Below are 25,134 nucleotides of genomic sequence, written 5' to 3' on the forward strand. Positions count from 1 at the left end.
CTCAGCCTGCAATCGCCTCGCGCGCCACTTTCTCGAAACTCGCCACGACGCCGGCCCAGTTGCGCGGCAGCATGCTTTGCCGGGCCGCCTGCGACAGTTGCGCCAGGCGGGTGCGGTCGGCGAGCAAGGCCAGGGCCGCCGCGACATAGGCGCCTTCGTCACCCGGCGAGGCGACCGCCCCGTTCACCCCATGCTCGATCAACTCGGCCGCCGCTGCACTGCGGTAGGCTGCCACCGGCAAGCCGCTGGCCATCGCCTCGGCGACCACGTTGCCGTAGGTTTCGGTCAGGCTGGGAAAGAGGAAGAGATCGGCACTGGCATAGTGGGCGGCCAGATCCTCGCCGAGGCGCATGCCGGCGAAGTGATGCCCGGGATGATCCACCGCCAGTTGGCGGGCTGACGGCCCGTCGCCGACCCAGACCATGCGCGCCTCGGGATGGCGCAGGCTGATTGCGGCGAACGTCCGTTCGACCAGCGCCAGGTTCTTTTCGGCGGCCAGCCGGCCGACATAGAGGCAGGCCAGGCCGCCCGGCGCGACACCCCACTCGTTGCGCAGCATGGCATTGCGCCGCAAGGGATCGTACAGCTGCGTATCGACGCCGCGCCCGACGACGCGCACCCCGCTCAAGCCTTCGCCGGCCAGGTCGGCGGCCAACGCCGCGGTCGGCACCATGGTCGCCCGCGTCCGCCGGTGCAGTGTGCGCAGGTAGGCGGCGACCGCCGGCCGCATCCAGCCCAGGCCGTAATGCACGCTGTAGCGGTCGAAATTGGTATGGAAGCCGGAGGTCACCGGAATACCCAGGCGGCGCGCCGTACTGACCGCTGACCAGCCGAGCGGACCTTCGGTGACGACATGCACCAGATCCGGCCGCCGCGCCCGCCATTGCCGGGCCAGCCGACGCCCGGCCGGCAGGCCGAAGCGCAGGCCGGGGTAGCCGGGCAGCGGCAAGCCGGGCAAGGCCAGCTCATGCTCGCTGCCGCGATCGCTCTTGCCCTGGCTCGGCCGGACGATGCTGACCCGGTGCCCCAGTTCGCGCATGCCGTGGACCAGTCGGCCGACCGTCATCGCGACACCATTGACCTCGGGCGGGAAGGTTTCGGTGACGAAGGCGATCTCGAGCGACATCATGCCGCCTCCAGCAGCACGCAGGCCCAGACGGCGAGCACGGTGAGCAGCGCGACGAGCACCGCGGCGCTGCCGATGTCCTTGGCGCGCTTGGCCAGCCGGTGGTTTTCCAGGCTGACCCGGTCGACCACCGCCTCGATCGCCGAATTGAGCAGTTCGACGACCAGCACCAGCAGCACGCTGGCGATCATCAGGCCGCGCCCGAGCCAGGGCACCGGCAGCAGCAGCGCGGCCGGGATCAGCAGCACCGCCAGCCAGACCTCCTGGCGGAAGGCGTCTTCGCACAGGTAGGCCGCCTTGAGGCCGGCAATTGAGTAATTGAAGGCATTCCAGACCCGGCGCAGACCGGTCTTGCCCTTGAACGGCGACTCCTGGCTCGGGTCGAGGCCCAGTTCGGGCGGCTTGGCTTCGTGCATGACACCTCCATGAAAGCCCCGAGGCTAGCCGGCCAGCACTAAGCTTTGATGACAGGGAGCGTCAGGAAACTGTCACAATGCCGCGCTAAAATCGGCCGGTTATGCTGATGAAAAGACTCCTCCCCGGCCTGGCCCTGCTGGCCAGCCTGCCTGGCGCCCACGCGGCGCGCCCGATGATCACCGACGATGCGCGGCTGACCGATCCCCAGGCCTGCCAGCTTGAAACCTGGGCGCACGCCCATCGCCAGCGCAACGAGCTGTGGGCCTTGCCGGCCTGCAACCCGGGCGGCAATTTCGAATTCACCCTCGGCGGCGCGCTGGCCCACGCCCACGGCGAAGCCGACAGCGGTGCCGTGCTGGTCCAGGGCAAGACGCTGTTCCGCAAACTGGAAAGCAATGGCTTCGGCTTCGGCCTCGCCGCCGGCTATGCGACGCAGCCCGGCAACGGCCAGTCCGGCGCGCCCTACTTCTACTTTCCGGCCAGTCTTTCGCTGGCCGACGACCGCATTGTCGTGCACAGCAATCTCGGCGCCACCTATGACCGCGAAAACCGGGGCACCCGCCTGACCTGGGGCCTGGGCAGCGAAATCCAGACCAGCGAACGACTCTACGTGATCGCCGAAAGCTACGGTCAGGATCAGGGCAGGCCCTTCGTCCAGTTCGGCCTGCGCTACTGGCTGGTGCCCAACCATGTCCAGATCGACACGACCTGGGGCAGCCAGCTCGGCCAGATCCGCGACGAGCGCTGGCTGTCGCTTGGTCTGCGCCTGATTACACCGCCTTTGTTCTAGATCAAGGCCTTGACGTTTGTCATAAATCGGTAAAAGTTCTGCCGCATCGCCTATGCTAAAAGGCCTACTCCCGTTCCGATGGAAGAATAGTCATGGTCTTTTTCGAGCTTTTTGCCAACAACCCCGACATCGTCCGCATCCCGGCCGGCCAAACCCTGTTCAAGGCCAACGATGCAGGTCACCTGATGTACGTGCTGACCACCGGCACGGCCGAAGTCATCGTCAACAACCGGGTGGTCGAAAGGCTGCAGCACGGCAATATCGTCGGCGAAATGGGCCTGGTCTCACCGGGGCCGCGCTCGGCAACCGTCGTCGCGACCAGCGACTGCGAACTCGTCGCTGTCGACGAAAAGCGCTTTCATTACCTGGTCCAGCAGACGCCCTTCTTCGCCACCCAGGTCATGCGCGTGCTGGCCGAGCGCCTGCGCGCCGCCAATCAGATGGTGGCGCCGATCGAGGACATCTGAGCCTCGGGTAGCGGCAGGAACTCGCCGCACCAGGCATGGTTGCCGACCGCCGGGAAACGCCAGTGATGCGTTTCCCGCGGTGAGCTGGCGCCGGCGAAAACCGGCGGAAAACGGTGACAGTTGCCGGTCAGGGCGTCGGCCAGCGTGTAATAGCGACAATGCTCGCAGGCGTGTTCGGTGCTCAGGCTCATGGTTCCCCCTTGTTCAGCCGGCCGCGTCCAGGGAAATATCCGGGACTCCTGCGGTCGACGTCCCTTCTGAGGCATTTTTCAAGCCCGATAGTTCGCGATAGAGGCCGGCCAGCCGGCCGGCCATCGCCGTGTCCGACCATTCACTGGCGTATAACGGCGCTTCGTCGGCCAGTCGGCGCCAGAGCGTCGGCTGCTGCAGGAAGTTGCCGAGCATTTCGCCGAAGGCTTGCGGCACCGCCGGCGGCGACAAGGCGCCACGGCCGGGGGCGAGGATATCGACGGTCCCCATTTCGGCCAATGCGATGACCGGCAGGCCGGCCGCCATCGCCTCGAGCAGGACCAGGCCTTGGGTTTCGGTGCGCGAGGCAAAGACGAAGACATCGGCCGCCGCGTAGCAATCCGGCAAGGCCTGGCGACGGTCGAGATAGCCGATGAAGGCAACGGCATCGCTCAGGCCCATGGCTTTGACCCGCGCCTGCAGGCTGACCATGGCCGGCCCTTCGCCGGCAATCAGCAGGAGCAGTTCGGGCTGCAACTGCCGGGCATGGACCAGCGCATCGAGCAGGAAGGCGATGTTCTTCTCATGGGCGACGCGGCCGACGAACAGCGCCACCGGGCGATCCGGCGCAATGCCGTGCTGCAGCCGGAAGGCGAGGCCGTCGCCGCGGCCGAACTGGGCGAGTGGGATGCCGGTCGGCAGCACGTGCAGCGGCACGCTGACGCCATAGCTCTGCAGGCGCTGCTGCATCGCCGTCGACGGCACGACCACCGCATCGAGCGCATTGCATTGCCGGCGCGACAGGCCACGGGCCTGGCCCTTGAGCCAGCCGGCCGGCAGGAAGGGGGCGTAGTGCTGCAGGTATTCCTCGAACAGCGTGTGGTAGGTGGCCAGCACCGGCCGGCCCAGCTTGCGGGCCGCCTTGAGGCCGGCGTAGTGGGCAACGAAGGGGGTCTGGATGTGGATCAGGTCGCAATCTTCGGCCGCGGCCAGCACGGCGCGCTGCATGGCTCGCCAGCCGACCAGGCGGTCCTCGCGGTCGCCCGGCACCGGCCGCCCGGCGACGCGGACGATGCCCGGCTCGTCGGCCTCGTCGCCGTAGCGCGGCACAACCAGGCGAACCTCGACGCCGAGCCCGGCCAGCGTCCGGCGAAAGGTTTCGATCGAGGTCGACACGCCATTGACCCGGGGAAAATAGACATCGGACACCATCAGGACACGCATTCAGACCTCCGCAGTTTCGGATAGCGGGGCGGCGAGCAGGGCCTGTGGCCGCGCCTCGCCCCAGGCGACCAGTTCGAGTCGGCCGTCGAAATGTTCGACGATGGCCGTGCAGGAATCGACCCAGTCGCCGCAATTGACGTAGCTCAGGCCGTCGATCTCGCGGATCGTCGCCCAGTGGATGTGACCGCAGATGACGCCGTCCAGCCCCCGCTCACGGGCGTGATGGACGGCCGAAGTTTCGAAATCGAAAATGAAATTGAGCGCCGTTTTCACTTTGCGCTTGGCGTAGCCGGCCAGCGACCAGTAGCCGGCCAGGCCGAGCTTGCGGCGCGCCCAGGACAACCAGTGATTGATCCTGACCAGCAGGTCGTAGGCCTTGTCGCCGAGCACGGCGACCCAGCGGTGATGGCGCGTCACCTGGTCGAACTGGTCGCCGTGGATGAGCAGGAAGCGGCGGCCGTCGGCCATTTCGTGCACCAGTTCATCGACCACCTCGATCTCGCCGAAGACGGTGCCGCAGTAGTCGCGCAGCGCCTCGTCGTGGTTGCCGGGAATGAAGATGACGCGCTCGCCGTGGCGGGCCCGGCGCAGCAGCTTCTGGACGACGGTGTTCTGTGCCTGCGTCCAGCAGATGCTGCGGCTCATCGCCCAGAAATCGATGATGTCGCCGATCAGGTAAGTCTGGTCGGCCGAATACTCGCGCAGGAAATCGAGCAGACGATCCGCCTGGCACGCCCGCGTGCCGAGGTGGATGTCGGAAAGGAAAACTGATCTGACCTTGGGCATGACGGCACGATAGCCGGCCGCCGTGAACGGACCATGACGAGGCCGTGACAGGCGTGTGACAAGGCCGTCTTGCAGCGCCGAAGGCGATCTCTGCTATTATATGGATCATATACAAACCATATACCGCACACACCCATGGGAATCGTCAAAATCTCCGAGCGGATGCATGAGAACCTGCGTCTGACCAGCGGCGCGCTCAGCCGTTCGATCAATGCCCAGGCCGAACACTGGCTGCGCGTCGGCATGCTGGCCGAACTCAACCCGAACCTCTGCTACGCCGACATCTGCCAGTTGCTGATCGAGGCCGAGCAGCAGGACGCCCACGAACAGCCGCCAGCCGCGGCGCTCGCCGCATGAGCGCCGGGCGCGGCGTACCGATCCGCACGCCGGGCGAGATCGCCATGGCCCGCCAGGCCGGCCGGCTGGCGGCCGAACTGCTGCAGATGATTGCCGGGCACGTCAAAGCCGGCGTCACGACCAACGAGCTGGACCGCCTGTGCCATGACTACATCGTCAATGTGCAGCAGGCGATTCCGGCCAACGTCGGCTATCACGGCTACCCGAAGACGATTTGCGCTTCGGTCAATCACGTTGTCTGCCACGGCATTCCTTCCGACAAGAAACTGAAGGACGGCGACATCGTCAATATTGACGTTGCCGTCATCAAGGATGGCTGGTTCGGCGATACCAGCCGGATGTACTTCGTCGGCAAGCCGGCGATCCAGGCCCGGCGCCTGGTACGCACCACCTACGAGGCGATGCGCGCCGGCATCTTGCAGGTGCGCCCGGGGGCGACGCTGGGCGATGTCGGCCACGCCATCCAGAGCGTCGCCCAGCGCGAAGGCTACAGCGTCGTGCGCGAATACTGCGGCCACGGCATCGGCACCGTTTATCACGATGAACCGCAGGTCGTGCATGTCGGCCAGCCCGGCCGCGGCCTCAAGCTCGAACCGGGCATGATCTTCACCATCGAGCCCATGCTTAACGCCGGCAAGGCCGCCATCACCCATCTGCCGGACGAGTGGACGGTGGTCACCAAGGACCGCTCGCTGTCGGCCCAATGGGAACACACCGTGCTGGTCACCGACGACGGCTTCGAGATCCTCACCCCTTGGCCGGACGGCTACGGCGACTACGCGCCGATCGGGGCCTAGGGCACCAGGTCCAGGACAGCGGGCTTGCATTTCAGGCGGGCGACGCCTAAATTCGCCGGATTTTCGCCGTCGACCGTAAAGGAATCCCCATGCAAATCGGCACCCCGCTGTCGCCCTCCGCCACCCGCGTCATGCTGCTCGGCTCGGGCGAACTCGGCAAGGAAGTGATCGTCGCGCTGCAGCGCCTCGGCGTCGAAGTGATCGCCGTCGACCGTTACGAAAACGCCCCCGGCCAGCAGGTCGCCCACCGCGCTCACGTCATTTCGATGACTGACGGCGGCGCGCTGCGCCGCCTGGTCGAACTGGAAAAACCACACCTGATCGTGCCGGAAATCGAGGCCATCGCCACCGACATGCTGGTCGACATCGAAGCCGCCGGGCTGGCCGAAGTAATCCCCACCGCCCGTGCCGCCAAGCTGACCATGAACCGCGAAGGCATCCGCCGGCTGGCCGCCGAGGAGCTCGGCCTGGCCACCTCGCCCTATCAATTCGCCGATTCGCTGGCCGACCTGCAGGCCGCCATCGATGGCGTCAATGGTGAACCAGGCATCGGCTACCCGTGCATCGTCAAGCCGGTGATGTCCTCGTCCGGCAAGGGCCAGTCGCTGCTGCGCGGCCAGGCCGACGTGCAGACGGCCTGGGACTACGCGGCGAGCGGCGGCCGGGTCAATGCCGGGCGTGTCATCGTCGAAGGTTTCATCGACTTCGACTACGAGATCACGCTGCTCACCGTGCGCGCCCGCGATGCGGCCGGCACCGTGCAGACCTATTTCTGCGAGCCGATCGGCCACGTCCAGGTCGCCGGCGACTATGTCGAATCCTGGCAACCGCAGCCGATGCGCCCGGCCGCCCGGCAACGCGCCGAGGAAATCGCCGCCGCGGTGACCGGCAACCTCGGCGGGCGCGGCCTGTTCGGCGTTGAACTGTTCGTCAAGGGCGACATGGTCTGGTTCTCCGAAGTCAGCCCACGGCCGCACGACACCGGCCTGGTCACCCTCTGTTCGCAGCGTTTCTCCGAATTCGAACTGCACGCCCGCGCCATCCTCGGCCTGCCGGTCGATACCGCGCTGCGCGAACCGGGCGCCTCGGCCGTCATCTACGGCGGTCTGGAAGCGCAAGGCATCGCCTTCAGCGGTCTCGACGAAGCGTTGGCCGTGCCGCGCAGCGACCTGCGCCTGTTCGGCAAGCCGGAATCGTTCAAGAAACGGCGGATGGGCGTCGCCGTCGCCAATGCCGATACCGTCGACGAAGCCCGCCAACGGGCGAAACTGGCGGCGAGCCGGGTCAAGCCAATCACCGGCTGAAGCCGCCGGTCGCCCCCCAATACCGGTCATTCCCGCGCAGGCGGGAATCCAGTGGCACGCGCTGACTGGGTCCCCGCCTGCGCGGGAACGACAAAATCAAAAAACCACCACATTAACTGAAGCGCATGGACGGCAAGGGCCACTTGAACAAAATACCGAGCTGACATGTCCACCGCTTACGGCGTACCCGACCTTCCGTCGCGTTTGCGCCGCCCCGACTCGTGAGGAGAATTCCATGAAGAAACAATCCCTCTGCATGCTGTTGGCACTGGCCGCCCTCCCCCTGCTGGCGCAGGCCGACACCGGCTCGGTAACCATCGTTTCGCCGGCCGACAATGCAACGCTGAAAGCAACGGCCGAGAACAAGATCAGCTATGACGTCACCCCGGGCCCGCAAGGCGACCACACCCACCTTTATGTCGACGGCAAGGAAATCGCGGTACTGCGCGACTTGAAAGGCAGCTACGCCTTGAAATCCCTGACGCCGGGCGCGCACGATCTGTGCATCAAGGTGGTGAACAAGAATCACACGCCGATCGGCATCGAGAAATGCGTCAAGGTGAAGGTTGAATGATCGCTGGCCGTGGATCTGCAGAATCTGGCCTACGCGCTGGTTCAACTGGCCCATAACTTCGGCGCCGTGGCGGTGACCGGTGGCGCCGTCGCCGGCTGGCTCAGTCAGCGACGGGATGCGGCGCCGACCAGCGGGCTGCTGTGGCTGATCCTCGCCGGCTGGGCGCTGCAGGCGGCGAGCGGCGCCGGATTCGGGTTGATCAGTCTGGCCTACTACGGGCAGTTTCCCGATTTGCACGGGGTGGCCGTGGTTGCCTTGGTGCTCAAGTTGAGTTGCGCGACCGGCGGGCTGCTGTTGAGCCTGCTCTGCCTCAAGCTTGCCGCCAACTGGTCGGCGGCGCGGCGCAGTCACGCCTGGACGGCGCTGGTCGGCCTGGCGGCGACGGCACTGTCGGCCGCCGCCTTCCTGCGCTGGTTTGCCTGAAGCGGCTCAACAGAAAATAGCCGAGTCCTGCGGTCAACGCTGCCCAAAGGCAAAAATGCCGGCACGCTTCAAACCGGCCGGCCATCGGCGAGTGCGGACAGCTTGGCCCGCGCCTGGCGTTTCTGCGACCAGCGCATCACCCCAGTCACCCAGAGCAGGGCGGGCAGCAGGCCGGCCAGACTGGCCAGCAGCCGCCCGGCCAGGCCGAAGCCTTCGCCGTTGTGCAAGGGATGCTGCCAGGCCAGAAAGACATCGCCCGTCGCCTCCCGCCGCCAGTCGCGCACGGCCAGCACGTCGCCGGAATAGGCATCGACCCAGACATTGCTGCGCGGGAAACGGTAGCCGGGGTCGCCGGCCTGCCAGAAACTGAGCCGGAAGACGCTATCCGCCGTCGCCGGCGTTTCGACCCAGCGCAGCACCGCCCCCGGCAAGGCCGCCTGCGCCCGGGCCACGGCCAGGTCGGCCGAGATCATGTCGCCCCGCGTGTCGGCCGAATGCGGCGTGGCGCTACGGCCGAGCGGCGAAAAGGCCTCGACCAGCGGCCGGCCATATTCCGGCAGGGCGAGAAACACCCCGCTGAAGCTGATGACGAGCAACAGCACGAAGCCATAAATGCCGCCCAGCGTATGCCAGTCGTAGGTCGCCCGCACGATGCCGGGCCGGATGCGGACCCGCAGTGCCTCACGCCAGCGGCTACCGGCCGGCCACCACAAGTAGAGGCCGCTGCCCAGCGAGAGCAGGCTGAACAGGCCGACCACGCCAACCGCCATTCGCCCCGGCTTTTCCCAAAGCAGCGTGTAGTGCAGGTTGTAAAGCCAGGTCATCGCGTAATCGCCCCAGAAGCGCTGGCTGGTGATAGTCACCGTCTGCGGGTCGAGGGTCGCCATGAACGGCGCGAAGCTGCGGCCGGCCGTTTCCGGCGGCCGGTAATAGCGGGCGCTGAGCGGCCGGCCGTCGGCCAGCGGCATTTCCAGCCGCCAGGCGCCGCCATAGTCGGGCCGCGCCGCATGCAGTGCATCGAGCGCCTGCTGCACCGAAAAGGTGGCCGGCGCGCTGCCGGCGACCTGCTGCGCCGGATTGAGCCAGAGATCGATTTCCGGGTAGAAACAGAGCACGCTGCCGCTCAGGCCGAGCACGGCGAACACCGCGCCGAGCAGCATGCCCGGCCAGAGATGGACCTGCACCCAGAACTGGCGCAGGCGACGGCGGCGCTGGCTGATGACCGCCACTACGCTCAGTAGGTGGCGCGAACGGCACCGTAGAAGGCGCGGCCGTCACCCGGCGAATGCAGGCTCTGGTTGTTGTCGCTGTCCCACCAGACGTATTCGTAATACTGGTTGGTCAGGTTCTTGACCTGGAACTCGAGCGCCACGTCCTTGCTCACTTGGTAGCTGGCACTGACGTTGAGCAAGGCGAAATCGCCGTACTTGCCCTTGCTGTTGGCCCGCTCCAGATAGTAGTCGCTCTGCACATTGGCCCAGGCCGACAGGCGCAAGGCGGGCAGCACCTGATAATCGACCCCGGCCGCGAAGATGTGGTGCGGGATGTGGTCGATCTGCTTGCCGAGCGTGCTCGGCGCCGAGGATTCCGGCTTCAGGATTTCCGAGTTCTGATAGGAGTAGGACAGCCACAGCGTCCCCTTGTCGGTCGGCCGGATACTGGTTTCGACGTCGATCCCCTGGCGGCGGGTGCGGCCGATGTTTTCCGAGGAATTGGCCGGGTCGTTCAGCTTGCGCCGCGCCTCGTTGGAAGCCGTCTGCTGCCAGAAGGCCAGGCGGCCATCGAGCCAGCCCGTCGGCTTCAACTTGACGCCGACTTCCCAGCCGTCGTTCAGCGACGGTTCGAGGTCGCTGCTCTGGCCGACCTTGTAGGCCGCCGAACCGACGCCGACCTGGAAGCTGCGCCCGACATTGCCGTACAGGCCGACGCCCGGCGTCAGCGTGTACATCGCGCTCAGCTTGGGCTGCGGGATCAGGCCGTAATCGTTGACTTGATAGTTCTGGCCGTTCAGCAGGTTGGTGTAATTGCCATAGGCGCGGTCGACGCGCAGGGCGGGCACGATCTTGAAATTCTCGGTCGGCCGGATGATGGCCTGGACATAGGCGCCGTAGATATCGAAATCGAACTGCTGGTCGCGGGTCGTCTTGGTGTGCCGCCGGTCGGTGGTGTTGTAGCGCTGACTGAAGTTGTCCTGCCACTGGGCATCGACGCCACCCTCGATAGCCAGGCCATAGAGGCCCTCGACGACCGGCCGGTAGGTCAGCGTACTGAGGAAACCGTAGTGCTTTTCATCGACGACCCGTTCCTGCTGCCCGGCCGCCTGCGAGAAACGCACCCAGCGCTGGTCGTAGAGGTTGTTGACATAGGCCTTGCTGCTCCAGAACAGGCGCTCGTTCAGTTGCTTGTCGAAGTGGCCGCTGAACTGGCTCATCCGGCGATTGCCGGCATCGCTGGCATTGCGCGCGGCCGAGCCTTCGGGATCGGTACGCGACTCGTTCAGGGTCATGTAGCCGGGCTCCTGCGCATCGTGCCGGTACACGCGGGCAATCGCCCCGACCTTGGTCGCACCGTCGTCCGGCGTATAGAACCACTTGCCGGCCAGCGAATACTTTTCCGAATCGGCGTGTTCGCGATAGCCCTCGGTCGCCTGGTAGCCGAGAAAATAGTTCTGCGACAGGCCGCCGCTGTCGACGCCCTTGGCCAACTGCACCTCGCGCGTGTTGAAGCTGCCGTAAGCGGCGCGGGCCTTGGTGTATTGGCCGCCGATGTCGGTGACGATGCTGGCGTTGCCGGCGATGTTGTGCAGGCCGTAGCGCGGATCGTTGGTGCCCTTGACCAGTTCGATGGCCTCGATCTCGAGCGGGAACAGCATGTCGAGGTAGGGCATGTTGCCGTCGTTGCTGTTGCTCGGGATGCCGTCGACCAGCAGCTTGACCGCATTGATCTCGCCCTCGCCGTTGAAGGCGCGGAAGGAAAGCTTGCCGGCCGTCGTCCCCTGGCGGAACTCGGTCAGCATGACGCCGGGCATCTGGCTGAACAATTGCCAGACGCCGCCGACATTCTGGTTGGCGATCATGTCGCTGCCCAGGATATTGACTGAACTGAGCACCGACTTGCTGGCCAGGGCGCCGCTGCCCGCCGCGCGGACACTGACCTCACCGAGCGTCACTGCCGACTCCTCGACCCGCTGATCGGCCGCCGATGAGGTTTGCCCCATGACAGCCAGCGCCAGCAACACACCGATATGTAGCGGCTTGAAGCCGCCCGCAAATTTCCCCCGCACCATCCGACTCTCCCCACCCCGCCTCGGCGGATTCCAGAAAATTACTTAAAATTCAAGGCCGTCAACAAAGATCAGAAAACGCTTCTAAATTTATATTGATCTCGATCAAAACATGTATGAAATCAATCGTTTGATCGGCCCGGATTCTAATAAATTAATCCGAAGACAAGCTGCGGCAAAAGGTCGCAGGCCGGGCTGGCGGCGGAGGATAGCGCGCTGGCGCCGACCGGCCAGGCTCACTGTTCACACATTGGATCGGCGGCCCCAAAACAAAAAAGGACCAACGCTATTAAGCGGTTGATCCTTCGTTGATTTTCTTTGGTTGCGGGAGCAGGACTTGAACCTGCGACCTTCGGGTTATGAGCCCGACGAGCTGCCAACTGCTCCATCCCGCGTCCGTCAGAGGTGCGCACTATCCGCCTATCGGATGCACCAGTCAAGGCAATTCGGAAAATCAGCCGAAATTAACGAAGGGGCTTCAAATACCGGCCACCCGGCTGGCCGGGAAACGGGCGGCGAAACGGCTGCCCAGGCCCGGCGTGCTCTTGATGTCGAGCTGTGCCTGATGGCGGCTCAGCGAGTGCTTGACGATGGCCAGGCCGAGGCCGGTACCGCCGGCATCGCGCGAACGACCGCGGTCGACCCGGTAGAAGCGCTCGGTCAGTCGCGGGATATGCTTGGGATCGATGCCGATGCCGGTATCCTGAACGGCGAATTCGGCCCCCTGCGAGCTGGCCCGCCAGCTGATCCGGATGGTGCCGCCGGGCGGCGTGTAGCGCACCGCGTTCGAGACCAGATTAGCGAAGGCACTGACCAGCTCCGGCTCGGAGCCGCGCAGGTCGCCCTGGCCGTCGGTCTCGACGACGACCGTATGGCGGCCGGCAGAGAGCGCTTCGGCATCGCGGCGCAGCTTGTCGATCATGTTGACCATATCGACCGGCTCGTTGTCCGGCGGTGGCGCCGACTCGATCGAGGATAGCGTCAGCAGATCCTGGACGATGGACTGCATGCGCAGCGACTGCTCGCTCATCATCGCCAGGTAACGCGCCTGTTCCTCGCGGTCGACCTCGATTTCCTGCAAGGTTTCGAGGAAGCCGGCGAGCACGGTGAGCGGCGTGCGCAGTTCGTGCGAGACGTTGGCGACGAAATCGCGGCGCATCCGGTCGAGGCGGTCGGTCTGCGTCACATCCTTGATCTGCATCAGGCGGCGGTCGCCGGCATAGGGAATGACGTAGATCGACAGCACGCGATCCTCGTTGCGGTCCGAACGCAAGGTCAGCGGCCGGGAGAAATCCTCGTCAGTCAGATAGGCGACGAATTCGGGTTGGCGGACCAGGTTGACCACCGGCTGGCCGCGGTCGGTCTTGACGACGAGGCCGAGTTGCATCTCGGCCGTTGTATTGCAGAACAGGATCTGGTTCTGGTTGTCGAGCAACACGACGCCGTCGGTCAGCGCCTGGCCGGCAGCGATCAGCATGGCGATCTCGGCGTCGCGGCGGGCGATCTGTGCCCGCAGGTCCTTCTCGTGCCGGTAGAGGCGGCCGAAAATGCCGTCCCAGGCGCCCTCGCCCTCCAGGCTGCTATCGACGACCGGGGCGCGCGACCAGCGGTCGAGGCGAGCAAAGTTGCGGAAGTGGAAGAGCATCTGCAGGCCGAGGCCACCACAGAAGACCACCCAGCCGGCCCAGGGCGCGTAGAAGTGGCCGACCGGCAGCGCGACGACGATCGAGAGCAGGGCGAGCAGCAGGGCCCGGATGACTTGTGCCGTCACCCGCCTCAGGCTCCGCGGAAGCGATAGCCGGTACCACGCACGGTTTCGACCCGCTCGTGGTTGCCGGACGACTCCAGTGCCGCGCGCAAGCGGCGGATGTGCACATCGACCGTGCGCTCTTCGATGAAGACATGGTCGCCCCAGACTTCGTCGAGCAGTTGGGCGCGGGTATAGACCCGTTCGGCATGAGTCATGAAGAAAAAGAGCAGGCGGAATTCGGTCGGCCCCAGTTCGATCGGCTGGCCGCTGGCCAGCACCCGATGGGTCGCCGGATTCAGTGCCAGGGAGCCGATTTCGACCGCTTCGCCGGCCAGATGCGGCGCCCGGCGGCGCAGCACGGCACGGACGCGGGCGACCAGTTCCTTCGGTGAGAAGGGCTTGGTGACGTAGTCGTCGGCTCCGGCCTCCAGCCCCTGCACCTTGTCTTCTTCATGAACCCGGGCGGTCAGCATGATGATCGGCAGTTCGCGGGTCCGTTCGTCGGCCCGAATCTTCTTGGCCAGCGTGACGCCGGACTGGCCGGGCAGCATCCAGTCGAGCACGACCAGGTCGGGCAGCGCGGCACGGATGGCCGATTCGGCCTCCTCGGCACTGCCGGCCCGGACGACCAGGAAGCCGGCGTGCTTCAAGTTGATGACGACAAGCTCCTGGATCGCCGGTTCGTCTTCAACGACCAGAATGGTCGGAGTCACTTGATGAGCTCCTTGGTGTGGCGGATATCGCGCCCCTCGACGACGTACACCACCTGTTCGGAAACGTTCTTGGCATGGTCGCCGATCCGTTCGATGGCGCGGGCAATCGAAATGATGTCGATGGCGGTGGTAATGGTGCGCGGATCTTCCATCATGTGGGTGATCAGCTGGCGGATGATCGACTTGAACTCGGTATCGACCTCGGAGTCGGCCCGGATGACCTCGGTGGCCTGCACCGTATCGAGCCGGGCGAAGGCGTCGAGCGCCTCGCGCACCATGGTCAGCGCCGCTTCGGCCAGGTGGCGGATACCGACCCCGTACTGCGACGGCATGTGGCCGTTTTCGTAGATGCGGCGGACGCCCTTGGCGATTTTCTTGGCCTCGTCGCCGGCCCGTTCGAGATCGGTGACGATCTTGCTGATGCCGAGCACCAGGCGCAAGTCGGAAGCGGTCGGCTGGCGCTTGGCGATGATGTGGGCGCAGTCGTCGTCGATCGCCTTTTCCAGCTCATTGACCTTGCGGTCGGTCTCGACGATGGTCTTGACGCTGGCGATCTCGCCGGTTGAATAGGCGTCGATGGCGGCCGAGACCTGGGTCTCGACCAGGCCGCCCATCTGCAGCACGTGGGTGCGCAGACGGCTGAGTTCTTCGTCGAACTGGCTGGAGAGATGCTGGCTTTCGTTCATGTCGGTCCCCTTCTTAGCCCATGCGGCCGGTAATGTAGTCTTCGGTGCGCTTGTCTTGCGGCTTGATGAAGATCTCGTCGGTCTTGCCGAATTCGATCATCTCGCCGAGGAACATGTAGGCGGTGTAGTCGGAAACGCGCGCCGCCTGCTGCATGTTGTGGGTAACGATCAGGATGGTGACGCGCTTCTTCAGCTCATGGACCAGTTCCTCGATGGCACCGGTAGCGATCGGGTCGAGGGCCGAGGTCGGCTCGTCGAACAACAGCAGTTCGGGATCGGTGGCCAGGGCGCGGGCAATGCACAGACGCTGCTGCTGGCCGCCGGACAGGTTGGAAGCGAGATCCTGCAGGCGATCCTTGACCTCATCCCAGATCGCGGCGCCGCGCAGGGCCTGTTCGACCTTGTCGTCGAGCACCCGGCGGTTGTTCTCGCCACGGACGCGCAGACCGTAGGCGACGTTTTCGTAGATCGACTTGGGGAAAGGATTCGGCTTCTGGAAAACCATGCCGACGCGCATGCGGACTTCGATCGGGTCGACTTCCGGCGACAGCAGGTTGGTGTTGTCCGGGAAGAAACGGATCTCGCCCTCGTAACGGTTGCCCGGGTAGAGGTCGTGCATGCGGTTGAAGCTGCGCAGGTAGGTCGATTTGCCGCAACCGGACGGGCCGATCAGCGCGGTGACCTTCTTGTCGTAGATCGGCATGTTGATGTTCTTCAGGGCCTTGGCTTCACCGTAGTAGAAGTTCAGGTTACGGGCTTCAGCCTTGAGCTGGGGGTGATCGTGGATCTGCATTTGAGACTCCATTTCGTATTCGGTTTTGGGTGTTTTTCCGGGGTTCACCGCCGGAATCACCATTTAATGTTCTTGCGCATCTTGTAGCGCAGCCAGATGGCGACGGCGTTCATCGACAGCACCATGGCCATCAGCACGAAACCGGCGGCGGCGGCATTGACTTCGAAGGCCGGGTCGGGACGCGAGGTCCAGTTGAAAATCTGGATCGGCATCACGGTGAAGGGCGCAAACACCCAGTCGAACAGGCCGGCCGTCGAACCGTCGCCCAGCGTTGTGAAAGGCGCCGGTGGCAGGAAGGCGATGAAAGTCAGCGCGCCGATCGTGATGATCGGTGCCGTTTCGCCGATGGCGCGGGCAAGGCCGATGATGACGCCGGTCAGGATGCCGGGCATGGCGTAGGGAACGATGTGGTAGCGGCAGGTCTGCCAGCGGGTCGCACCGACCGCCATCGAACCTTCGCGGATCATCGCCGGAATGGCGCGGATCGCTTCGCGGGTGGACACGATGATGATCGGCAGGATGAGCAGGGCCAGCGTCAGGCCGGCCGACATGATGCTCTGGCCGAAACCGAACTGGTACACGAAGATGCCGAGCGCCAGCAGGCCGTACACAATCGACGGTACCGCCGCCAGGTTGCTGATGTTGATCTCGATGACGTTGGTCAGCCAGTTGCGCTTGGCGTACTCCTCAAGATAGAGGCCGGCGGCGACGCCGAGCGGCACGGCAGCCAGCGCGGTGACCAGCATGACCAGCAGCGAGCCGACCCAGGCCGACAGGATGCCGGCCTGCGTCGCCCGCCGCGAGGCGAAGTTGAGGAAGAAATCGAGCGTGAAACGCTCCGAACCCTTCATCACCATGTCGGCGACCAGGGCGACGATGACGATCAGCGCCAGCGCCAGGCAGAAGATGCCCATCGCCTTGAAGATGTTGTCGCGTAGCTTGCCGCGCGCGATGACGGCACGGATTTGTTCGGTAGTCAGGGCTTGCATCAGTAGGTCTCCCGATATTTCGCACGCAGCCACTGGCCGAGAATGTTGAAAATCAGCGTGATCAACAGCAGCGTCAGGCCGGCTGCAAAAATGGTCTGGTAGCCGATCGAACCGTGCGGCAGATCACCCAGGGCAACCTGCACGATATAGGAAGTGATCGTCGCAGCCGGCTCCATCGGGTTCCAGGTCAGGTTCGGCTGCATGCCGGCGGCGACGGCGAGAATCATCGTTTCGCCGACGGCGCGCGAGATGGCCAGGATGTAGGAAGCGGCAAGGCCGGAAACGGCGGCCGGCACGACGACATGGATGGCGGTGTAAAGCTTGGTCGAGCCCATCGCATAGGCGCCTTCGCGCATGCTCATCGGCACGGCGCGCATGGCATCCTCGGACAGCGAGGCGATGTAGGGGACGATCATGATGCCCATCACCAGACCGGCCGAGAGCAGCGAGAAGCCGGGCAGCGAGGGGAAGATGTACTGGAGGATCGGGGTCACGACGAGCAGCGCGAAGTAACCGAAAACGATGGTCGGAATGCCGCCGAGCAATTCGAGAATCGGCTTGGCGATTTCACGGACCTTGGCGTTGGCGAATTCGGACAGGTAGATGGCGATGATCGTGCCCATCGGAATGGCGACGAGCAGCGCGACCAGCGAGGAAACGAGGGTGCCGGAAATGAGCACCATGATGCCGAAGTGGGCATCATCGAACAGCGGCGTCCATTGCGTGTCGGTCAGGAAATCGACGATGCTGACATTGGAAAAGAACTGGATGGACTCGGAAACCAGAACATAGACGATACCGAGCGTCGTCATCACCGAAACCGCCGCCGCACCGAGCAGCAGCGCCTCGATCAGGCGCTCCTTCCAGTTGCGCATGGCATTGTAGGCCAGACGATCGCTGACCTTGGGCAGGTCGGACGCGTTGTTTGCAGACATAGTGTGCGAATTCACATCAAGAATTCCATAAACGGAAAAGCCGACCCCGCTCCGGGGCCGGGCTTTTGACAACTGGCGAGTGGCTCGCCGGAACGAACATTACATCTTGGCTTCGCGCTTCATCAACTCTTCGATGGTGATGCCAACTTCATTCTGCCCACCGAACACGGTACCGATCTTGTTCTTCTTCACATGCTCAAGATTGCCGGTGTAGGCGTTGTCCGGCAGCGGCACGTACTTCACTTCCTTGGTCAGCTTGGCGGCGTTCTTCATGTAGAACTCGACGAACTCCTTGACCTCCGGCTTCTGCAGCGACTTGGCCTTGACATAGACGAAGATCGGGCGCGACAGCGGCTGGTAAGTGCCCTTGATCACGGCCTGTTCGGACGGCGCGACGGCGGCGCCACCCTTCGGCGGCACGATCGGCAGCGCCTTCAGCTTGTTCATGTTCTCGGCGTAGTAGGCGTAGCCGAAGTAGCCGATCGCATTGACGTCGCGCGAGACGCCCTGGACCAGCACGTTGTCGTCTTCGGAAGCGGTGTAGTCGCCGCGCGAGGACTTGGCCTTGCCGACAATGGCTTCGGTGAAATACTCGAAGGTGCCGGAATCGGCGCCGGCGCCGAACAGCTTGACCGGCGCGTCAGGCCAGGCCGGATTGACCTGGTTCCACTTCATGACCTTGCCCTGGGCGGCCGGTTCCCACAGCGCCTTCAGTTCGGCGACAGTGGCTTCCTTGAGGAAGGTGTTCTTCGGGTTGATGACGACGGTCAGCGCGTCGAAGGCAACCGGCATTTCGATGTACTCGACACCGGCGGCCTTGCAGTCTTCCATTTCCTTCTTGGTGATCGGACGGGAAGCGTTGGACAGATCGGTTTCGTCACGGCAGAACTTCTTGAAGCCGCCGCCCGTGCCGGAAATACCGACGGTCACCTTGATGGCGTTCTTCTTGGCTTTCTGGAATTCTTCGGCAACGGCTTCGGTGATCGGATAAACGGTCGAAGAACCGTCGATCTTGACGATCTGGGCCTGAGCGGCCTGGGCACCGAACAGCGCGACACCGGCCACGGCCAGTGCGGATACGAGCTTGGAATGCTTGAACATCGGGGGAGACTCCTGCACAAGGTTGGAATTAACAACGCTGTGCAGGTTAGCGCCGCTTTGTTACAGCCAAATGACAGGCTGTAACAAATGGACTGGCTTCTTATTTGGTAGAACGCGAGACCTGCTCGGTACTCAATGTCAGGCCGAGCTGCTGCTCACGGCCTGTGGCAATTAGCCGCCGTCGGGCAAGGCAATAACCTTGACGTGAAATTGCGCCAAGAGCAACATTTGCAAAGCGAATAAATCCATTGAATTTGCTATTTCTGGCGGCGCTACTTGTCATCAAGGGTGGTCCGGTCTATGCGGCGATTATCTGGGGCAGAAGTTCATGCACGTGCCGTTTCCCGCGTTAGCGTGAACACGGGTGCCGCTGGCGTTCATCCTGGATTCCCCGCCAGGGCATCGCCCGGATCGGTCAGCCCATGAGTTTCATTCGCCGATCGCTGCTCGTGCTGGCGAGTACCGCCATGCTGCTAGCGGTCAGCGGTTGCGCCCTGGTATCTCCTCCCCCCGAAACGGCGGCGTTGGACTTCAAGAGCCGGGCCATCTCGCGCACCGACCACGCTGTACGTGTGTCGACCAGCGTGCTTTCGGCCGATGAGAGTCGTGCCGTTTATGGCGCCCCCCTGGCCACGCTCGGTATCCAGCCGGTTTGGATTGAGGTGGAGAACCGTGACAACGCCGGGTACTGGCTGATGTCGTCCGGCCTGGATCCGAATTTTTTCCCGGCGTCCGAGGCGGCGGACGTCTTCGCTTCCGGACAGCCTGAGATCGAGCAGCGCTTCCGGGAACTGGCCTTCCGCAATCCGGTTCCAGCCGGTGAGACGGTCTCGGGATTCGTCCTGACGAACCTCGACGAGGGGGTAAAAATGGTCCAGGTGGATCTCGTCGCAAGCGGTCGCCTAAGAGCCTTTTCCTTCCTCAGCATCGTCCCTGGATTCCGCGCCGACTACCGATCGCGGAAAGTGTTACCGGGGGAGCTTCACGCTCCTGACGAAATAATCGACTACACCGATGACAATGCTTTCCGCGCTGCCCTGGCCGCACTCCCCTGCTGCGTCACCAACAACAATGGGACACGCAACGGGGACCCCCTCAACCTGGTCATCATCGGCGGCCTCGAAGACGCCTTCCCCGCCCTGGTGCGCCGGGGCTGGCGTTTAACCGAAGAGACCTGGCTCGGCTCGGTAACCCGGATGATCACCTCCGCGCTGTCCGGAGAACGCTATCGCTATGCACCGGTCAGCCCCTTGTACCTGTATGGGCGAGCGCAGGACATCGCCTTGCAGAAGGCTCGCGACAATGTCCATCAGCGCAACCATCTGCGCCTCTGGCTCAGCCCCCTGCGCTTCCATGGCAAGCCGGTCTGGGTGGGCCAGATCAGCCGTGACATCGGTACCCGGCTCACCATCCACTCGCCCTATCTGACGACTCACAAGATCGATCCGGATGTCGATGAGGCACGGGCGGCACTGACGGAAGATCTGTTCTACTCGCAGAACCTCAACAAAATCGGCTTTGTCAGCGGGGTCGGTGTTGCCTCCAAGGCTTCGCCGCGCGGCAATCTGACGACCGATCCCTACTATACGGATGGGTTTCGCGCCGTGCTGGTCTTCGATGCCCATCCCACCTCGCTGGCCGAGATCGACTTCCTGCCCTGGGAGGGGCGCGAAGGGGGCTTCGTCCGCTCGATCATTCGGGAGCCGCGATGAGCCTGGCCACCTGGTTGCTCGCCCACCTGCCGCAAAGCCGGTTGCCGGTCTGGCGCGCTTTCGCCATGCTGGGCACCGCGGCCCTCCAGTTCGCACTGGCTGGCTGCGCCAGCTGGCAAATACCGACCGAGGTGGACGATGTGGCATTACGGGCTCGGGCGGTGAGCGCCACCGAGCAAGAAGTGCAGCTGAGCGCCACCGTGCTCAGCGCCGAGGACAGCCGGCGGATGTTTGGCGTGGACGTCAATGGCACGGGCATCCAACCGGTCTGGCTACAAGTGGAAAACAAGAGCCCGCAAATGCTGTGGTTGCTGCGCGCCGGTACCGACCCGGATTATTTTTCGTCGCTGGAGGTTGCCTGGTCGCTCCACGCGCCCTTGGCGAATGCCGACAATGCGGCGCTCGACGAGCATCTCGATCGGCTCGGGTTCCAGAACCCGATCCCGCCGGGGGCAACCCGCGCCGGGATCATATTCACCAATCCCCATCGCCGGACGAGGCTGCTCAACGTCGATCTCGTCGGTCAGCGCCGGATGATTCCGTTCACCTTGTTCCTGCCTGTCCCGGACGAAGCGCCTGACGTCGGCTTGATTCCGATCCGGCAACGCTACGCGGCAACAGAAGCTCCCGAATACGCCGATCCCGACGCCCTCCGTGCCGCGCTGGAGCGCTTGCCCGGCTATGCAACGGGCGCGGATGAAACGGCATCGGCTGATCCGGCCAATGTCGTCATGATCGGCGAGTTGGCTGACATCGGCGCCGCGCTGGTGCGGCGCGGCTTTCGCCGCGACACGATGGAGCTTGACAATGCCCAGCGGCTCTTTGGCCGCCCCCCCGATATCGTTGTCCGGAAGGCAGGCCAAGGCGGCGTGCCGGCAAACTGGTTACGCCTTTGGCTGGTCCCGCTGCGCTATCAGGGTCAGGCGATCTTTCTTGTTCAGGCGGGCAGGCCGGTGGGCGGACGCTTTGCAGTGGCCGAGGGCAAAGACTTGATCCTCCATCCGGATGTGGACGAGGCGAGAAACCTGCTGATTCAGGATCTGCTGTATTCCGGGGGCCTGGCCAAACTGGGTTTCGTCGGTGGGGTCGGGGCGGCAACGGTGGCGCGACCGCGGGACAGTCTGGCCGGCACAAAGTACTACACCGACGGACTGCGGGCAGTGATGTTTTTTGCCACGCGTCCACTGGCGCTGTCCGACGTGCAAATACTTGACTGGATCCCTCTACCAAACCGGGAGGGTGATTTAGATGCGGAGAAGAGGAATGCACAACAATGACCAGCTTCCGGCCGCCAATCTGCGCTCGCGCTCAGTCGGGGAAAGTGACCGGCTCGGGCGGCCCCGGGGGGCACGGCTGCTTAATATGGCCCTGCTGGCGGGCTGTGCCCTAACGGCTTGCTCCACCCCGCCGCTCCATCACTATTCAGAGGATACCCCACCGCTCATCCTGGTGCCGGCGGTGCAGGCCGGCGTCCAGGATAAGCGGGGACGCATGCGGGAAATTTTCTGCCAGGTGCTTGAAGCGCGGGGGCCGGCGCTGCCGGATTACCGGCCATGCGAAGAGGCACTCACCCGAGTCGGCGTCGAACCCGCCGGGACCGGCAAAACGGTGGAACTTGGGGCATCGGAGCGGCGCCTCATCGCAGCGGTCATCCCCGGGGTTGGCTGGGATTGTTTCTCCGATTGGCTGGACTTGAAAGGCAGCGTGGCGGCGCACCTTGGTCAGTTCGGCTTCGACCAGCTCATCATCAAAGTGGACGGGTTGTCGAGCAGCGCCCACAACGCCCGCCAGATCCGCGATGCAATCATGGCGATGCCGCCGCAGGAGGGCAAAGCGCGTCTGGTGCTTTTCGGCTACTCGAAGGGGGCGCCGGACATCCTTGAGGCGGTAACCTCCTACCCCGAAATCCGTCCGCGGGTCGCGGCCGTTGTCAGTATCGCCGGGGCCGTTGGCGGATCCCCGCTGGCCAATGACGCCGAGGAGTCACAACTGGCCTTGCTAAGACATTGGCCCGGCGCCAAGTGCTCGCCCGGCGACGGCGGTGCCGTCGAAAGCTTGCGCCCCGGCATGCGCAAGACCTGGCTGGCGCAGCATCCCCTGCCCACGGATGTCCCCTACTATTCGCTGGTGACATTTCCGCAACCCGAGCGCATATCCGCAGTCCTAAAATCGGGCTACAACAAGCTCAGCCAGGTGGATGCGCGCAATGACAGCCAGGTTCTGTTCTACGACCAAGTGATCCCGGGCAGTTCCCTGCTCGGTTATATCAACGCCGACCATTGGGCGCTTGCCGTCCCGATCGCACGCTCGCATGCGTGGCTCGGCTCAACCTTGGTGAACCACAATGACTACCCCCGCGAAGCCTTGCTCGAGGCAATGTTGCGCTTCGTGGAAGAGGATCTCGCGGCATCGGCACGTTAAGGTGATTGCCGCCAGCGAACCTAATCAGGATCTCCCTGCTGGGCAAGAGCAGCGAACGGAATTCACCAGAACGGGTTTTGCGACCGGTTCAGGAAGGGTTCTTCGATTCAGCCGGTCGATCAGCGCCGGAGATGCCTGACCTGAGCGAAGACCAGCGGTCAGGTCAGGTCAGGTCAGGATTTCTACCGCTTACTTCTTGCCGTCCTTGGCCGGGCGGCCGGTCTTGATGCGCTCGACGCGGCCCATCACCGCCTGCAGTTCGGCGTCGTTGAGCGCCGCCAGCAGGGCGATGCCGCCGCGCAGCAGTTCGCTCTTCTTGACTTCGCTGCCCAGCCCAGCCAGCCGCTTTTTCAGTTCGCCGATGCGGGCGTACTCGGCTTCCGGCATGGCGTAGCTGTCGCGGACCAGCTTCGGCTTGCGCGGCTTGACCGGCTTGGCTGCCTTGACGGGCTTGGCTGCCGCCGGCTTCATCACCTGCGGCTGGTCGTACTTGATGGCTTGCGCCTTGACCAGCGCTTCGGCCAGAACCTTCTGGTGCTTAGCGACGGTTTCATCGACGCGCGACGGCTTGCGGGGCGGCCGGGCCTTGGCGGCGGCAGCAGCCGTGGCCGGCGCCGGCGCCTGGGCAACGACGACGGCCGCCTCGGGCGCCGCTGCAGCAGCTACTTCAACAGTCGGCAGCGGGGCCGGAGCGGCCTTGACCTCGGCCTTCGGGGCTGAACGCGGCACCAGTTTTTTCGGCGGCTTGGCCACTGCAGACGGCTTGGCGGCGGGGGAATTCTTTTTCTGCTCTGTCATATGGCTCTCTCATAAAAAACGGTATGCGTAGTTTAGCGATTTGCCGACGCCGTAAAGTTAAACTTTTTTGACAGGTTAAAATGCCCGGCAAACCATTCAGGAGCAGCCCCATGACCCAGGACGAACTCAAGCAGGCCGTAGCCCAGGCCGCCGCCGACTACGTCGCCAAACACGCACCGGCCGGCAGCATCATCGGCGTCGGCACCGGCTCGACGGCCAATTTCTTCATCGATGCGCTGGCCCCGCTCAAGGATCGCTACAAGGGCGCCGTCGCCAGTTCGGAAGCGACCCGGCTGCGCCTCGAAGGACACGGCATCCCGGTGCTCGACCTCAACGACGTCGATGACATTCCGGTCTATGTCGATGGCGCCGACGAAATCGATGCCGGCCTCAACATGATCAAGGGCGGCGGCGGCGCGCTGACGCGCGAGAAGATCGTCGCCGCGGTGGCCAAGACCTTTGTCTGCATCGCCGACGGCTCGAAGCTGGTCGAGACGATGGGCAAGTTTCCGCTGCCGGTCGAAGTCATCCCGATGGCCCGCGCCCATGTCGCCCGGGAATTGGTCAAACTGGGCGGTCGACCGCAGGAACGCGCCGGTTTCGTCACCGACAACGGCAACCTGATCCTCGACGTGCACGGCCTCGCCATCACCGACCCGAAAGGCCTGGAAGCGCAGATCAACCAGATCACCGGCGTCGTCACCAACGGCCTGTTTGCGCTGCGCCCGGCCAACATCTGCCTGCTCGGCACCCCTGAAGGCGTCCGCACGCTGGGCTGAGCGCCTTCATTTTTCTGTCACATCGGGGCGCTAGTCTGGCGGCATTCAACGATGCCGGGAGCGCCCCATGTTCTTGTCTGCCCAACAGATCGCCCACAGCCGCGATCACACGCTGAACAACCTGCTTGGCCTGTCGGCCGCCTGCCTCGAAGCCAGCCAGCGCTTTTCGGAACTGCTCTCGGCCGCCGGCCGCGATGCCCTGCACCACGGCAGCAAACACCTAGCGCTGTTCGGCCACGGCCAGCTCGAATCAATGACGCAACTGCCGACCACGCTGTGGCTGGAACAGAGCGTCCGCCACAGCAAGCTGCTCGATACCGCCTTCGGCATTCTCGGCGAAACGCAGAAGACCCTGCTGCAGACCGCCGAAGCACAGGTTCGCGTCTTCGACGAAATCGCCTTTGCGACGATCAACCGCGCCGCCAGAAGCAGCCCGTGGGAAGGTGAAATCGCACTGACCGCCCTGCGGTCGACGCTGGAAAATGCCGAAAAAGCACTGCACGAGATCAACGTCGCCGCCATCGAAAGCGTCAGTCAGGCCGAGACGGAAATGCCACAGATCACGGAGAGCGTCACCGAAAAAAAGACCCCGAGAAAAAAACCGGTCGCTGCCAACAACAGCAGCGGCGAGGAAAGCGCCTGAAACCGGAAAAATCACCACGATCTCTCTCCATTCAGCCCGGCCCCGCCGGGCTCTTTTTTGTCCGCCGCCCGCCGTGA

Annotated in this window: 27 protein-coding genes and 1 tRNA gene; 12 read left to right on the forward strand and 16 right to left on the reverse strand. The window is 64.2% G+C overall.

From position 1 onward, the window contains the following. Nucleotide 1: 1 nt before the first annotated feature. Nucleotides 2-1,129 (reverse strand): glycosyltransferase family 4 protein, encoded by a 1,128-nt coding sequence (locus AT959_RS16155; protein ID WP_240481865.1) that lies wholly within the window; start codon nt 1,127-1,129, stop codon nt 2-4. Next, nucleotides 1,126-1,542 (reverse strand): diacylglycerol kinase, encoded by a 417-nt coding sequence (locus AT959_RS16160; RefSeq protein ID WP_066885212.1) that lies wholly within the window; start codon nt 1,540-1,542, stop codon nt 1,126-1,128. The genes AT959_RS16155 and AT959_RS16160 overlap by 4 nt, the downstream gene beginning before the upstream one ends. Before the next feature lie 107 nt (nt 1,543-1,649). Here AT959_RS16160 and AT959_RS16165 point away from each other — a divergent pair, with 107 nt between their 5' ends. Next, nucleotides 1,650-2,333, forward strand: a complete 684-nt coding sequence (locus tag AT959_RS16165; RefSeq protein WP_066886423.1) for a hypothetical protein — start codon at nt 1,650-1,652, stop codon at nt 2,331-2,333. A gap of 92 nt (nt 2,334-2,425) precedes the next feature. After that, a complete protein-coding gene (locus AT959_RS16170; protein ID WP_066885215.1) occupies nt 2,426-2,800 on the forward strand; it encodes a Crp/Fnr family transcriptional regulator in 375 nt (124 codons plus the stop codon). Here AT959_RS16170 and AT959_RS16175 read toward each other — a convergent pair. From AT959_RS16175 to AT959_RS16185, 3 genes are read right to left on the reverse strand one after another with little or no spacing between them, the layout of a single operon-like run. Beyond that, complete coding sequence (locus AT959_RS16175) at nt 2,770-2,991, reverse strand: hypothetical protein (RefSeq protein WP_066885217.1); 222 nt, start codon at nt 2,989-2,991, stop codon at nt 2,770-2,772. The two genes, AT959_RS16170 and AT959_RS16175, sit on opposite strands and share 31 nt — an antisense overlap. 13 nt (nt 2,992-3,004) lie before the next feature. Further along, nucleotides 3,005-4,213, reverse strand: coding sequence for a glycosyltransferase (locus AT959_RS16180; RefSeq protein ID WP_066885220.1), 1,209 nt, complete (start codon nt 4,211-4,213; stop codon nt 3,005-3,007). Then, the gene (locus AT959_RS16185) at nt 4,214-4,999 is read right to left on the reverse strand and encodes a UDP-2,3-diacylglucosamine diphosphatase (protein WP_066885222.1); all 786 of its coding nucleotides are present in this window, start codon (nt 4,997-4,999) and stop codon (nt 4,214-4,216) included. 135 nt (nt 5,000-5,134) lie between these two features. Here AT959_RS16185 and AT959_RS16190 point away from each other — a divergent pair, with 135 nt between their 5' ends. The 5 genes from AT959_RS16190 to AT959_RS16210 all read left to right on the forward strand — a co-directional run bounded on the left by AT959_RS16190 (nt 5,135) and on the right by AT959_RS16210 (nt 8,454). Continuing rightward, nucleotides 5,135-5,356 carry a ParD-like family protein gene (locus AT959_RS16190; RefSeq protein ID WP_066885225.1) on the forward strand — a complete coding sequence of 74 codons (222 nt, stop codon included), beginning with the start codon at nt 5,135-5,137 and terminating at the stop codon, nt 5,354-5,356. Then, on the forward strand, nt 5,353-6,153 hold the full coding sequence (gene map, locus AT959_RS16195) for a type I methionyl aminopeptidase (RefSeq protein ID WP_066885228.1): 801 nt from the start codon (nt 5,353-5,355) through the stop codon (nt 6,151-6,153). The genes AT959_RS16190 and map overlap by 4 nt, the downstream gene beginning before the upstream one ends. Nucleotides 6,154-6,242: 89 nt before the next feature. After that, nucleotides 6,243-7,457, forward strand: coding sequence for a formate-dependent phosphoribosylglycinamide formyltransferase (gene purT / locus AT959_RS16200; RefSeq protein ID WP_066885231.1), 1,215 nt, complete (start codon nt 6,243-6,245; stop codon nt 7,455-7,457). Between the two features lie 235 nt (nt 7,458-7,692). Continuing rightward, nucleotides 7,693-8,031, forward strand: a complete 339-nt coding sequence (locus AT959_RS16205; protein ID WP_066885234.1) for a hypothetical protein — start codon at nt 7,693-7,695, stop codon at nt 8,029-8,031. A gap of 9 nt (nt 8,032-8,040) precedes the next feature. Next, the gene (locus AT959_RS16210; RefSeq protein WP_066885236.1) at nt 8,041-8,454 is read left to right on the forward strand and encodes a hypothetical protein; all 414 of its coding nucleotides are present in this window, start codon (nt 8,041-8,043) and stop codon (nt 8,452-8,454) included. A gap of 68 nt (nt 8,455-8,522) precedes the next feature. Here AT959_RS16210 and AT959_RS16215 read toward each other — a convergent pair whose 3' ends face one another. The 10 genes from AT959_RS16215 to AT959_RS16260 form a co-directional block, all read right to left on the reverse strand. Further along, entirely contained in the window at nt 8,523-9,683 is a 1,161-nt protein-coding gene (locus tag AT959_RS16215) for a PepSY-associated TM helix domain-containing protein (protein ID WP_205629945.1), read from the reverse strand. A gap of 5 nt (nt 9,684-9,688) precedes the next feature. After that, entirely contained in the window at nt 9,689-11,740 is a 2,052-nt protein-coding gene (locus AT959_RS16220) for a TonB-dependent receptor (RefSeq protein WP_066885240.1), read from the reverse strand. A 316-nt stretch (nt 11,741-12,056) separates the two neighbouring features. Beyond that, nucleotides 12,057-12,132: transfer RNA gene (locus AT959_RS16225), tRNA-Met, on the reverse strand. 83 nt (nt 12,133-12,215) lie between these two features. Then, a complete protein-coding gene (gene phoR / locus AT959_RS16230) occupies nt 12,216-13,508 on the reverse strand; it encodes a phosphate regulon sensor histidine kinase PhoR (RefSeq protein ID WP_066885243.1) in 1,293 nt (430 codons plus the stop codon). A gap of 5 nt (nt 13,509-13,513) precedes the next feature. Then, the gene (gene phoB / locus AT959_RS16235; protein ID WP_066885246.1) at nt 13,514-14,200 is read right to left on the reverse strand and encodes a phosphate regulon transcriptional regulator PhoB; all 687 of its coding nucleotides are present in this window, start codon (nt 14,198-14,200) and stop codon (nt 13,514-13,516) included. Beyond that, on the reverse strand, nt 14,197-14,886 hold the full coding sequence (gene phoU / locus AT959_RS16240; RefSeq protein WP_066885249.1) for a phosphate signaling complex protein PhoU: 690 nt from the start codon (nt 14,884-14,886) through the stop codon (nt 14,197-14,199). The genes phoB and phoU overlap by 4 nt, the downstream gene beginning before the upstream one ends. Nucleotides 14,887-14,899: 13 nt before the next feature. Further along, nucleotides 14,900-15,679: a phosphate ABC transporter ATP-binding protein PstB gene (pstB, locus tag AT959_RS16245; RefSeq protein WP_066885251.1), complete on the reverse strand. Its 780-nt coding sequence runs from the start codon at nt 15,677-15,679 to the stop codon at nt 14,900-14,902. Nucleotides 15,680-15,735: 56 nt separating this feature from the next. Continuing rightward, on the reverse strand, nt 15,736-16,668 hold the full coding sequence (gene pstA / locus AT959_RS16250) for a phosphate ABC transporter permease PstA (protein ID WP_066885255.1): 933 nt from the start codon (nt 16,666-16,668) through the stop codon (nt 15,736-15,738). After that, nucleotides 16,668-17,603 carry a phosphate ABC transporter permease subunit PstC gene (pstC, locus tag AT959_RS16255; protein ID WP_066885257.1) on the reverse strand — a complete coding sequence of 312 codons (936 nt, stop codon included), beginning with the start codon at nt 17,601-17,603 and terminating at the stop codon, nt 16,668-16,670. Before pstC ends, pstA begins: the two co-directional genes overlap by 1 nt. A 99-nt stretch (nt 17,604-17,702) precedes the next feature. Beyond that, nucleotides 17,703-18,704 carry a PstS family phosphate ABC transporter substrate-binding protein gene (locus AT959_RS16260; RefSeq protein WP_066885260.1) on the reverse strand — a complete coding sequence of 334 codons (1,002 nt, stop codon included), beginning with the start codon at nt 18,702-18,704 and terminating at the stop codon, nt 17,703-17,705. Nucleotides 18,705-19,126: 422 nt separating this feature from the next. Between AT959_RS16260 and AT959_RS16265 the strand changes: the two genes are divergently transcribed. Genes AT959_RS16265 through AT959_RS21645 form a run of 3 tightly spaced genes read left to right on the forward strand, consistent with a single transcriptional unit; the run spans nt 19,127 to nt 22,837 of the window. Further along, nucleotides 19,127-20,416, forward strand: a complete 1,290-nt coding sequence (locus tag AT959_RS16265) for an LssY C-terminal domain-containing protein (RefSeq protein ID WP_066885263.1) — start codon at nt 19,127-19,129, stop codon at nt 20,414-20,416. Next, a complete protein-coding gene (locus AT959_RS16270) occupies nt 20,413-21,693 on the forward strand; it encodes an LssY C-terminal domain-containing protein (RefSeq protein WP_066885265.1) in 1,281 nt (426 codons plus the stop codon). The genes AT959_RS16265 and AT959_RS16270 overlap by 4 nt, the downstream gene beginning before the upstream one ends. Then, on the forward strand, nt 21,680-22,837 hold the full coding sequence (locus AT959_RS21645; RefSeq protein ID WP_205629946.1) for a hypothetical protein: 1,158 nt from the start codon (nt 21,680-21,682) through the stop codon (nt 22,835-22,837). The genes AT959_RS16270 and AT959_RS21645 overlap by 14 nt, the downstream gene beginning before the upstream one ends. Nucleotides 22,838-23,026: 189 nt before the next feature. On the opposite strand, the gene AT959_RS16280 is transcribed toward AT959_RS21645, so the two are convergent. Next, nucleotides 23,027-23,635: a hypothetical protein gene (locus AT959_RS16280; protein WP_157651343.1), complete on the reverse strand. Its 609-nt coding sequence runs from the start codon at nt 23,633-23,635 to the stop codon at nt 23,027-23,029. A 110-nt stretch (nt 23,636-23,745) separates the two neighbouring features. Here AT959_RS16280 and rpiA point away from each other — a divergent pair, with 110 nt between their 5' ends. Further along, on the forward strand, nt 23,746-24,414 hold the full coding sequence (gene rpiA / locus AT959_RS16285) for a ribose-5-phosphate isomerase RpiA (RefSeq protein ID WP_066885271.1): 669 nt from the start codon (nt 23,746-23,748) through the stop codon (nt 24,412-24,414). Between the two features lie 67 nt (nt 24,415-24,481). Then, on the forward strand, nt 24,482-25,057 hold the full coding sequence (locus tag AT959_RS16290; protein WP_066885273.1) for a hypothetical protein: 576 nt from the start codon (nt 24,482-24,484) through the stop codon (nt 25,055-25,057). Nucleotides 25,058-25,134: the final 77 nt, after the last annotated feature.

The sequence above is a fragment of the Dechloromonas denitrificans genome (assembly GCF_001551835.1).
GTDB lineage: Bacteria > Pseudomonadota > Gammaproteobacteria > Burkholderiales > Rhodocyclaceae > Azonexus > Azonexus denitrificans.